The sequence below is a fragment of the Diaphorobacter sp. B2A2W2 genome (genome assembly GCF_056730635.1).
In genome coordinates, this window is sequence record NZ_JBWZOR010000013.1 from 86,920 (window position 1) to 97,558 (window position 10,639).

General features: G+C 64.4%; 13 protein-coding genes. 6 read left to right on the forward strand and 7 right to left on the reverse strand.

The window, feature by feature from the left end; all coding sequences use genetic code 11:
- Positions 1–237: 237 nt before the first annotated feature.
- The 7 genes from AC1PPL_RS17795 to AC1PPL_RS17825 form a co-directional block, all read right to left on the reverse strand.
- Complete coding sequence (locus AC1PPL_RS17795) at positions 238–1,098, reverse strand: Gp49 family protein (protein ID WP_479973813.1); 861 nt, start codon at positions 1,096–1,098, stop codon at positions 238–240.
- A 47-nt stretch (positions 1,099–1,145) separates the two neighbouring features.
- Entirely contained in the window at positions 1,146–1,691 is a 546-nt protein-coding gene (locus AC1PPL_RS17800) for a phage virion morphogenesis protein (RefSeq protein ID WP_479973814.1), read from the reverse strand.
- A 103-nt stretch (positions 1,692–1,794) separates the two neighbouring features.
- Positions 1,795–2,988 (reverse strand): phage minor head protein, encoded by a 1,194-nt coding sequence (locus tag AC1PPL_RS17805; RefSeq protein WP_479973815.1) that lies wholly within the window; start codon positions 2,986–2,988, stop codon positions 1,795–1,797.
- The gene (locus AC1PPL_RS17810) at positions 2,981–4,294 is read right to left on the reverse strand and encodes a DUF935 domain-containing protein (protein ID WP_479973816.1); all 1,314 of its coding nucleotides are present in this window, start codon (positions 4,292–4,294) and stop codon (positions 2,981–2,983) included. The genes AC1PPL_RS17805 and AC1PPL_RS17810 overlap by 8 nt, the downstream gene beginning before the upstream one ends.
- Positions 4,295–4,369: 75 nt before the next feature.
- Positions 4,370–4,954 (reverse strand): DUF2514 domain-containing protein, encoded by a 585-nt coding sequence (locus AC1PPL_RS17815; RefSeq protein WP_479973817.1) that lies wholly within the window; start codon positions 4,952–4,954, stop codon positions 4,370–4,372.
- Positions 4,951–5,493 carry a lysozyme gene (locus AC1PPL_RS17820; protein ID WP_479973818.1) on the reverse strand — a complete coding sequence of 181 codons (543 nt, stop codon included), beginning with the start codon at positions 5,491–5,493 and terminating at the stop codon, positions 4,951–4,953. Before AC1PPL_RS17820 ends, AC1PPL_RS17815 begins: the two co-directional genes overlap by 4 nt.
- 112 nt (positions 5,494–5,605) lie before the next feature.
- Positions 5,606–6,535 carry a hypothetical protein gene (locus AC1PPL_RS17825; protein ID WP_479973819.1) on the reverse strand — a complete coding sequence of 310 codons (930 nt, stop codon included), beginning with the start codon at positions 6,533–6,535 and terminating at the stop codon, positions 5,606–5,608.
- A gap of 280 nt (positions 6,536–6,815) precedes the next feature.
- Between AC1PPL_RS17825 and AC1PPL_RS17830 the strand changes: the two genes are divergently transcribed.
- The 6 genes from AC1PPL_RS17830 to AC1PPL_RS17855 are packed head-to-tail and all read left to right on the forward strand — an operon-like array spanning position 6,816 to position 10,531.
- Positions 6,816–6,947 (forward strand): hypothetical protein, encoded by a 132-nt coding sequence (locus AC1PPL_RS17830; protein ID WP_479973820.1) that lies wholly within the window; start codon positions 6,816–6,818, stop codon positions 6,945–6,947.
- Positions 6,944–7,555 carry a hypothetical protein gene (locus AC1PPL_RS17835; RefSeq protein WP_479973821.1) on the forward strand — a complete coding sequence of 204 codons (612 nt, stop codon included), beginning with the start codon at positions 6,944–6,946 and terminating at the stop codon, positions 7,553–7,555. The genes AC1PPL_RS17830 and AC1PPL_RS17835 overlap by 4 nt, the downstream gene beginning before the upstream one ends.
- Positions 7,552–7,752: a hypothetical protein gene (locus AC1PPL_RS17840; protein WP_479973822.1), complete on the forward strand. Its 201-nt coding sequence runs from the start codon at positions 7,552–7,554 to the stop codon at positions 7,750–7,752. Before AC1PPL_RS17835 ends, AC1PPL_RS17840 begins: the two co-directional genes overlap by 4 nt.
- A gap of 20 nt (positions 7,753–7,772) precedes the next feature.
- The gene (locus AC1PPL_RS17845) at positions 7,773–7,940 is read left to right on the forward strand and encodes a hypothetical protein (protein ID WP_479973823.1); all 168 of its coding nucleotides are present in this window, start codon (positions 7,773–7,775) and stop codon (positions 7,938–7,940) included.
- A 51-nt stretch (positions 7,941–7,991) separates the two neighbouring features.
- Positions 7,992–10,151 carry a hypothetical protein gene (locus AC1PPL_RS17850; protein ID WP_479973824.1) on the forward strand — a complete coding sequence of 720 codons (2,160 nt, stop codon included), beginning with the start codon at positions 7,992–7,994 and terminating at the stop codon, positions 10,149–10,151.
- Complete coding sequence (locus AC1PPL_RS17855) at positions 10,148–10,531, forward strand: hypothetical protein (RefSeq protein WP_479973825.1); 384 nt, start codon at positions 10,148–10,150, stop codon at positions 10,529–10,531. The genes AC1PPL_RS17850 and AC1PPL_RS17855 overlap by 4 nt, the downstream gene beginning before the upstream one ends.
- Positions 10,532–10,639: the final 108 nt, after the last annotated feature.

Genomic DNA, 10,639 nt, shown 5'->3' on the forward strand with positions numbered 1-10,639 from the left:
CTTTTGTGCGTCGGGGCAGGCGCCATTGTCCGTCACCGCGCTTTTTCCCTGTTGAACGGGAGTGAGATAAAGGAAGAGTGGGAGGCGCGATAAATCGGGAAGATCGGGGCGGACTAGGGAAGAAACGGGATGGCCTAATGAAAATCTCTTTCCTAACGCGAAACTATGGGCAGGGATGAAAAAGGGCGCCGTTTTGGCGCCCTTTTGCTTTTGCATGCGTGGATCAATCCGCCGTGTTCATGATACCGCCGCCGCGCTCGCAAAGGCGCTCACCAGCGAGGACCGCAGAACGTAGCCTTCCAACTCCCACAGCTTGGCGCGAGCGGCTGCCCGTGCGTTGTCCGAAGCAATCTGCTCACCGATGTGGCGCTTGAAGTTCGTGGGGCTGATGCAGGCTGAGTGGCCGGTGGCCACCACGAAACCGTCGGGGAGCATGGCCACTGCGACCGTGGTGGTGGTCCCAGGAAAGTGGTGCGTGTGGATCACCAGGTCGTCACACAGAGCGTCGATCTCTTGCGCGGAAACGCGAGGTGCAACATCAGCGCCGGCCTCTCGGATGCGCTGCTCGGTCGCCTGATCCATGCTGGCAGCTGGTTGTTCAGGCGATGCCGAGGGCCCGTTGATGCAGTGTTCCAGCATCGCCTTGGCCTGACCGAAGTGCAGCAGGTTGGTGCCCGTTGGGGACATGCCTGCATGGGGCGAGCGGGTGAAAGTGATGCCGCAGTCCGGAGAAAAGTCATCCGGCAGTGGCCAAGAGAGGAAACGGCCGACCATCTCATCGCTGATCGCCAACGTTGCAGTTTTGAATAGCGGTAGCGGGAGCTCCCCAGTGGACGAATCCAGCTTAGTCTCAGGCGTCACGCTTTCTCTGACAGGCCAAGAAGCGTATCCGCCTTCGGGGCGTACATAGTCCTCCCGGTAGAGCAGCACCGAGGTGCGTTTGTGCAGATTCGCTTCGCCATCGAACAGCGCGAGGTTGACACAGTCATTGGACCAGACGCGCACGATGGTGGCTGCGAGCGGCTCGCCATTGCGGTACAGGGCATCGGTTGTGGCCGGAAAGAAATGAACGACGCGGCCGACGGTAGCTTTTTGCATGGTGGTGTAGAAAGATCAGCGGGGCACAAGGCCGCCCGCCATCGGCGCTATTCCTGCAGAAAGTACGCCCGGACCAACTGGGCGATGTTGGTCTGGTCATCCGCCGACAGCCCGAGAAACGGCCGCGCGGGGATGTCACCCCAAGGGATCGGGAAGCTGCCATTGCGGGTGGCGTACATGCCAAAGCCGAATTCCCCCGACTTGGCGCCGTAGTGGAAGGTGCTGGCATAGACCATGGGACTGCCGATGCTCACCGCGTCGTCGCCCTGCGGCTGGTAGTTGATCGTGGTGGCCAGCATGCGGGTCTCGCCGGTGCCGGGCTTCTTGCTCGCTAGCTTCTGCTCGCTGCGCTTGGTGAGCGATCCGTCCTTCTTGCGGGCGAACAGCGCACCGTAGTTCGCCAGCGTGACCGCGCTGTTGGGTGCCCAGGCCTCGCCGTCTGGCCCGGTGGCGGTAGAAAACCGCTGCTTTGTCACCTCAGCCTGGTCCTCACCGATTTCCCTCAGCAGCGGCTGCAGGTTCTGACCGCGCTTAACCAAGCCGTGCAGGTAGTCCAGGCCGCTGCGGTTGGTCAGTTCGATGATTTGCGGCATGGTGCCTCCCTGCGTAAAATCAGTCCAGCCTTGTGCAGCATCGGCCCCCGGTAGTTAACGCCGGACTCGTCTTGGACGTAATGGTCGGGGGTACAAGGCTTTTTCATTGGCGGGCCCGTGTCTTGATCACCAGGCTCAGCAGCTGCAGCGAGCGGTTGCGCTTGCCCGATAACACCTCCCACACCGTCCTGAACGTCTCGCCGTCAATCGCCTTGGTGGCGACCAACGTGGGGTTGCCTTTCTTGGAGCGATCGCCGGCCCGCAATGCGTCAGGGTCGTTCAGCACCTCCTCCAGCACCGCATAGTCCTGCGGTACTGCCGGCCGCTGCCCCGAGCCGTCAAAACCGTGAGAACTCAGCACATGCCGTGGCGCATCAGCCGGCAGAAGCACCGTGTATCCCTGCGCGTTGACGCCGGTGGCCTCCTGAATCCAGTCGGGACGTTCGGCGAACCCCAGCCACAGCGGCTCCCGCTTTTGGCGATTGGCGAGTACTTCACGCACGAAGTCCGGCACCAGCGTCTCGGTGTCGATGGTGCGGTTCACGTCGGCGGAAAGCGCCTTGCTGATCGCCGGCGGATAGTCGACCAGCTTGTCCTGAACAAAGCTGCGCAGCTCGTCATCGGCCCGCGCGCCAGGCGCATAGTCCCAGCCTGCATCCAGGCCCACCGCAGTGCCGGTGCGCGGGTCGGTGGCATCCCAGCCGTCCGGCGGCGCGCTGGCATCGCCCTCACCGGGCTTAGCCACCGCCACTACGCGGCACTTGCACCCCCAGCCATTCGGCGGAAAGTGGGTCTCCCAGAAGGGATGATCGTGGCGCAGCGTCAGCCGCATGTCGCCCCACTGCTTGTGGTGCGGTCGCGGGTGGGTGACGCTGTCGTTGTGCACATAGCGCCAGTACGGGCGCCGCTGCAGCAAGTCCGGGTCCAACAGCTGAGCGCGGCGCCCGGCCGCGTAGGCCGTGGCCATGTTGGTCTGGTAAATCACCCGCGTGCGCCACGCCTCGCCGGCCGCGCTGCCCTCGCCAGTCCAGCCGGTCCAGCCGTGCTTGGCCACGATATCCGCAAACTGCTTGCGAAACTCGCCGAGGGAGCCACCCTGCACGACCTGGTCAACGGCGCGGCGCAGGTCAGCCAGCAGATCGGCCTTCATGGCACCCGCCACCATGAAGGCGCGATCGTGTGCCGCACGCTGAATATCGCGCCAGGTCTCGCTGGGCAGATTCAGCTTGCGTCGGAAGAAATCGATCTGCTCGGCAAACTGCTGACGCGCGCCGTCTATGGTGCTGGCATCAGGCACGGCCGCCCTCCTGCTCGGCCTGGTCGCGCCCCTGCAGGTGGGCCAACTCAAAGGCCAGGGACATCAGCTCTGTCAGCTCAGCGGTGGGCAGATCGCTGTAAGCATCCAGCAGTGCATCCTGCAGAGCCTGCGGATCGCTATGCGTCTGCACCAGGTCGCGCACCTGCGCCAGCCATCCTGTCACCACGGGCGCGGCGCCTTTGCCCAGCAACTGCACGCCCGCCGACTGGGCTGCCTCGGCGGCCTGCGGTGCCTCGGCAAACGCAACCATGGCACCGTCAGGGGGCTGCTGCGCCTCCTCGATGTCGCCTTCCTCCAGCTTGTAGGCGCGCATCCAGTAGCGCCGCGTGAGCCTGACGCCCGAGCGCGTGAGCGATTCGTCCCGGTCGGCCTGGTCCTTGTTGACCTGCTCCTCCTCGTACAACTCCACCTTGGGCGCGGGGGCGTCCGTGCCTTCGTTCACATCCACCACCCAGCGCAGCAGTTGGTTCAGCGTAGCCTCCACCATGCGCGCGTCGCCGTCGCGGATCTCCCTGGCCACTTCCAAACCGGCCGTAGCGCTGGCATGGGTGCTGCTGGCCTCGGTGCTCTGGTTCTGCCCCAGCAGCGCGATCGCTACCTCCGAGCGGCAGAACATCAGCAGCTCCTTGTACATCTCCGCGCTCGCACTGCGGTCGCTGGCCTCCAGCGTGTCCACGCTGGCATCGTCTGGAATCACCGCCACCGCGTCCTGGATCATCGACTCCAGCTTGTCCAGTAGCTCATCGTTCTGGTGCTGCGGCGTGCCACGCGGCGTTTTGGCCACCAGCCAGGGCGTGCCGTACTTCTCGGTGAAGGTCACCCAGAACTTCAGCCCGCCACGCTTGAACACCGTGGGCCAGAAGCACATGGACAGATCTGCGAACCCGTAGGGGTTGGCATAGCTCGGCTCCTGCCTGGCCAGCAGAAATTTGCGGATCGGCAGCGCCTCCCCGGTCAACGGTTGCGCACGGCTCTTGAAGCGCAACTGCGCCTCCTGGTCGAACATGAACCACTCGCCCGGTTTGCCCACCACCTGCAGCGGCGCCAGCGCACCGCCCGTCCAGCCCCACTCCAGCTCCAGCGGTTGCCAGCCGAACAGCACGGCATCCAGAATCTCATTGCACAGGCGGTCCATGTCCAGGCCGCTGAAAATGTCGTTGGCCAGGCGCGTGGCGCGCGCGCTGGCCTTGTCGCGCAGCACGCGCCGCTCCAGTGACTTCACCGCCGCCTTGCGCCGACGGATGCAGCCGCCCACGTGCGCATCGCTGCGCAGATCGCGGTACACGCGAATGTCCTTAGCAGTGCCCACAGCGCCGCGATGAACAAGGCGGCTACCGTGATGACGTTGGTCATCGTCAGCTCAAAGATCATGGGGAAAGGGCTCCTGGGCGTTGGGAACAACGGTGCGCACAAAGTCCTGCAACCCGCTCACTTGGGTGCCGAGCCGGTCAGCCTCTGCTGCCACTGCTGCATATCGGCGGCTGCAGCTTCCAAGAAGCTCGCGGGCGGTGCGGGCTGCATCAACGAGGGCGGCGGTGTCGGCACTCTGACTGGCGCCGGGCATGTCATTGCCACCAGGGGCGAGTTGCGCGTTGAGCTCGGCGATGGTGTCGAGCAGGCTGCGGTTGCGAGCGTCAGCGCGGCCAAGAGCAGCGCGCAGAGCGCCCTCACGTTGTGCTTGTTCACGGGCGATCCTTTCGGCTTGAATCTGCTTGGCCTGCTCATCCTCGCGAGCAAGGGTCTCGGCCAGAGTGCGGCGCCGCCCGGCTTCGGCCTCAGCTTCCATCTGTTCGGCGCGTCGCTTGGTCTCAGCCAGGTGCCACTCCCCGCGCACGCGCTCAGCACCCTGGGTGTCGCCGAGGGCTATCAGGTGCGCGTTCCAAGCGCGCACGCCCAGCACTACGGCCAGGGTCAGTACCGCGGCAGCTATGACGCGCAGGCTCATGGCGTGGCCTCCAGGGGTTCACCCAGACACATGGCACGCAGGTGTTTGCGATCGGTCCACACGCCCCTGCAGGTGCGGTTGTCAGGGTGGCTGCAGCGGTCCCGCGGCTGGCGCACCGGCCCGGCGCGGTCATAGAGCAAGATTGCGTCACAGGCGCCGGGGTAGTCACCGGCCTGCAGGCGTTGCACCAGCGTGCTGGGGCCGGTGCGGTCGTTGTTCTTGCACACCGTGGGTGCGCCTACGTTGTAGGCCAGGCCTACATAGGCGTCCCATTCGCGCTGGTGCAGCGGGACAGCCAGGCAGCGCTTCAAGGCCACCTCGTATTCGTTCGCGTCGGCGCGCAACCGCACCAGCGCGCGCACGGGCGTGGTGCTGTCGCCCATCTTCACGCCGGCCGTGGAGCCGAAGCCCACCGTGGGCACCGTGGCGCCATGCACGGGGTCGGGGTATGCGCGATCGCTGTAGCCCTCGCGCTGGGCGATATAGACCAGCCCGGTGGCGGATAGCGCCAGAGCCGCTATGGCGATGCGGTTATCCATGGGGCACCCCTGCGCTGGGGTGCCCTGTGCGGACGTGAGGGGAAGTCATGCACGGCAGGATGCCGTGCGCGCGCGATCAGCAGTAAATGCTGCGCGCCATTGTTTGTGCGAGCTAGTTCTTTGAAATTACCGGCCCGATCACGCGTCTCACATAGATGCGTGCGGGCTTGAGTTCACGTGAGCGGCCTTTCTCCTTGTACACCAATGCCGCATCGACCATGATCTCTTGCCGTCCAAAAATATCCGCTTCTGAAACCGACGGATCCAGTTCTATAGGTAATCGCTCCTCACGCAACGCGAGCTTTCCTGCCCAGCCATTCTTCTTGCTGTCGAGGTTTGTAGCCCTGATGGCGAGTCGCGTGTTCTGGTACTCCTCAATGCGCTCGTTGGATTCCAACTCTATGCGTGCTGGCACTTCTGCCACAGCCTTAGCGGGAAACTCAAACCCCAGGCTGGGAGCATCAACCGGGCTGATAGACACCGAAGAACCAGGTTGCGAGCGAGCAGGGGCCATAAGTTTCAGCGCGCTTTCGGCCACTGCCTTTTTGTCGCCAACTGCGCCTCGCATGGCTGCCTCAAAGGCTTCAGGAGTAATGTTTAAAGAACCTGCGCCACCCTGAATGATGACGCTGTTTGTTGCTGTGATATTTGGAGCCGTACCAGGAGAAGTGGCCTTAATAACGCCATAGGCAACGATGCCCGCAATGATGGCCGAGATGACAGCAGTTTTCACCACTTTGCTCTTTCCCATTTTCTCGGCGAACTCATCGAACTTCTCCTTGTCACCAAAAAAGAACTTCACGATGAAGTCTTCTTGTAGGCTACCCGATTCGATACTCTGAACGAGAAACTGCGTTTCGGCAACATCGATCCCAGTAAGCGCCGTCACGGCCTTGGGCAGGACCCGGAGAATCCCTTCCAGTCCCTGCAGCGCAATGATCACCTCTTTGATTGGGACAGGCTGCTCTGTGTTGTAGTAAATGCGGTGGGTTGCTTCCCAAACGTACTGCTGGGGCTCATCCTTGGACAGCGTGTTGATCAAAGTCTCCTCCTGTTTCCACAATCGTTATCGGCCACCACACGGCTTCCTTGCGCAGTGGCGGGGGCTACTGCTTTGCCTGCAGCTCGCGCAGTTCTTTCTTCATCGAATCCAGCTCTGCATTCAGCTCTCGTGCCCTGTCCAAACAGATCCCGGACATGGAGCGCGGCTTCACCATCAGCACCAGCTATGGCGACTTGGTGGTGGAGGCCCATGAGGCGGCTGCCTTCGTAGAGGCGGCCACCAGCTGCCACCTGGTGGCTTTTACTTCGCGCCAGGCGCAGTGGAGCAGCAGCCGCGCGCTGGCCGCATTCCCCGCTGGCTGGTGCTGCTGGTGGAGGTGGCCCTGCTGCTCGCCATTGCCACCTCTCTGGCTGTGGCCAGCGGCTGGCTCCATGCGAAAGGCCTGATGTGAGCGACCTGTCCTGCCCCAGCTGCGGCGCGGAGTTCGACCTGGCAGTGGCCTTCTCCCACGAGGTGGACCAGCGCGCCCTGGCCCGCCTGGCCAGCGTCAGCATCCCCCTTGGCGCCCGAGTCCTGCAATACGTGGGGCTGTTCACTCCTCCGAAGCAGCGCCTCACCTCCGCCAAGAAGATCAAGCTGATCCTGCAGCTGCTACCCGACCTGGAGCGCCAGGCCATCACCTGGAAAGGCCGGGACTGGGCGGCGCCGCTCGCGGCCTGGGCTCAGGCGATAGACCAGATGCTGGACGCGCGCACCACAGGGCGTCTGGAGCTGCCCATGAAGGGCCACGGCTATCTCTACGCCATCTTGAGCGGCATGGCCGACAAGCACGAGGCCGCGGCCGAACACCAGCGCGAAGCCGACTTGCGCCAAGCAGGCCGCGCGCACTCCAGCGATGCGCCCACACAGGTGGGCCAGTTGCTGCAGACCGGCGCTACGTCTCCCGCCAGCACCACGGCCGCGCCGCGGCCCGCCACCGCACCGGCACCCGCCGGCATGTCCCCCACCGTACGCGCCATGCGCGCAGCCATCCAAGCGAAGAAAGGCGAGCAGCCGTGAACCCGAACACCCAGCAACTCCCTGGCCGCGGCCGCCCTCGCGGCAAGGTACAGCCGACGCCGCGTCTTGCAGGCGCCGTGCCACCCGCGCAGTACGACGTGATGCGCGCGCCCACCTGGACCACCAGCCCGGCGCCTGCGGCCCGTGCGGGTGCCGATGACCACAAGCGCATCCAAAGCCGCGGCTTTCGGTGCTGATCACACGAGAAGGAGCCCCTATGCCCACCGCCATCGAATCCATCAACAAGCACGCCGAGGTGTATGCCAAGGCCCGTGCGCTGCTGGCCGAAAAGGTCACCGCACTCAATGACGGCATCGCCGCGCTGCGCCGCGACCACCTGGCCGACATCCGCCGCGCAGTGAGGTGCGCCGCGTCACCGAGGTGAAGGTGACCATGAAGCTGGCAGAACCGCGCCACGCAGAGCACCCAGAAGATCGTGGCGTTGATTGACAAGCTGTCCAACAACCTGGACACCGTAGTGTCTGCGGCGATAGTGGCGGGCGATGTGATGGTGGCCGTTTGGGGTGTGCGAGCGCTCGGTGCGCTCAAGGCCTACACGGCGCAGCTTTCGATCGCGGCGGCCGAGACCACTGCCCTGATGGCCTCGACTACGGCCGCTGGCGCAAAGATGGCCGCCGGCCTCGCGACGGCTGGCAAGCTGGCTGGTGCGGCGTGGGTGGGATGGGAGATCGGCACGTTCCTACGCTCCGAGTTCGAGGTGGTCGAGCAAGCCGGCATTGCGCTGGCTGCCGGTCTCACCAAGGCTGCGGCGATCGCGCAATCCGGTTGGGAGATGACCAAGGCGGCGTTCACCGATGACACCATCGAAGCTGCGCAGGAGCGCCTGAGCAAGAAGCTCCAGGAAATCGACGACAGCTATGCAGACCTTTTTGCATCGGCAGGCCGCGCTGGCGACAAGCAACAGGAGGTTGGCCAGAAAACCGCATCAGCGGGTGCGGCCGCGCAGAACGCGAGTGTGCAGTGGGAGGGCTTGCGCACCAGCTACGCTTTGGTTCACAAAGAGCTGGAGTCCCAAGCAGCCCTGGTCGATAAGGTCGCCACGCTGAAGAACGCAGAAAGTGCCGCGGCTGTCACGATGGCCCAGGCACTGGGCACCGAGACCGAGCAGCGTGCCGCCCAGGCGGCTGCTGCAGCCACCCAGGCACAGCAACTGGCCAACGTCGCCCTGCAGCGCCAGACAGAAGTGAACGTACTCAAGGCGGAGCGCGATGCACTGATGGCGGTCGGGGAGGAACTGCTGCGCAGCAATCCCGAGAAGAAAAAGCAACTGGACGATCTGAACCAGCAGATCGCCCTACGGGAGGCCGACGCTGGCGCAGCCATGGCCCAGGCGCGTGCCGCACAAGCGTCGGCCGTGGCGGCGCAGGCCGAAGCCGAGGCGCAGCGCGACAACAGCGCTCGCGTGCACGAACTGCGTGCCGCCTATGAGCAGGCCAAGGCAAAGATGGAAGAGGTACGAGCTGCCAAAGCTGCAGGCAAAGCCACCACTGAAGATGTCACCAAGGCCGAGCTCGAGGCCGGCAAGGCCGCGCTGCTGTACCGCGACGCAGTGCAAGACCAACTCAAGGCTATCGACGCGCGTGCGCGAGCCCAGCGCGCCGATCTGGACGTGCAGGCAGCAGGCGTGCAGTTGGCGATAGAGCAGCAACGCACGATCCTTGAAGTGGCGCGCGCCCGTGGCGATGAGACCGGCGCGATGCGCGCACAAGAGAACATTCGCCGCCTGGAGATCCAGCTTCTTGAGCTGTCAGCCCAGGCCAAGCGCGCTGAGGCCGACGCCGCCATTGCGACCGCCCAGGCCAAGAAGGCCGAGCTGATCGCCAGCGGCGAATACAACGGCGTGAAGAAGCTGGAGATCGACGCCGCCATCAAAGCTGCTGAAGTCAAGCGTCTGGAGGGCCAGATAGCCCAGGAAACGGCTAGTCGGCTGCGCCAGCTTGGCGATGCGCAAGGAGAGTTGAAGCGCAAAACAGAGGATGCGACGGGTTCGCTGGTGAAACAGGCGGGCACTCTGGAGCGCCTGGCAGAGGGTGTCGAGCGCGTGGGAGAGGGCTTTCGCAACAAGGATGGCTTCACATCGGATAAGCAGGGGAACATGCAGCAGCAGTTCATGTGGACACGTTCCACTATCGTTGACTACCTCAAGCAGGCGGGGCTCGACGAGATGCTCGCAGCCCGCTTGTCTGAGCAGTTCGTGCAGCCTGATGGAACCGTACCCTATATCGCATCCGAGGCACAGAAGCGCTGGGGCGGCAAGTACTCCACGCTCGCGGGTGCGCTCGGCAAAATGGCGGAGTACTACAAGTTCGACAGCTCGGGACAGCATGAAGCCGCGCAGATGCTGGACTACGAGCGCACCAAAAAGCAGGCACCCGCAAATTCAACCAACCCAGTGCCCGCGCAGCCATCGGCATCACGTGGCGGGTCCGGCGCGTCCGGCAGTGGCGCCAGCTATGTCTCCAACATAACGATCCGGGGTGAACGGCGTACTCTGAAATACGCCGATCGCCAGAGCCAACTCGACGGCGACGCCATTATCCGCGAGCTCGCGGAAGGCAAGGGGGTCGCTCAATGATCACGCTCACCCGCGCGGGCGTGTTGGTCACGCTTTCGGAGCGCCTCATCTGGACCGATGAGTACGCCTGGTCGCCCGTGGTCACAGAGACCCGCACCGGCACCAATGGCGCACTGCACGTGCACGTCGGCAAGCGCTTGGCTGGCCGCCAGATCACCCTGGACGGCCGCGACACCGCCGCCTGGATCACGCGAGCGCAGTGCGACCAGCTCCAGGCCTGGGCCGCCATCCCCGGCGCCACGTTTGAGCTCGTGCTGCGCGGCACTGCCCGCACCGTGATGCTCACCGAATTCCAAGCCGCCCCCATCTGGCGGCTGGAAGACGGTGAGCACACGGCCGACACGAAGTACGTCCCATTTTTCAGGTTCATGGAGGTTTGAATGCCCCTGCTCGCCGGTGATATCCGCTTTGCCCGATCGGCCAACATGGCCGACGTGCCCGAGGGCGGCGGCCCGCCGTCCGCCCAGCTGCTGACCAGCGGCCGCAGC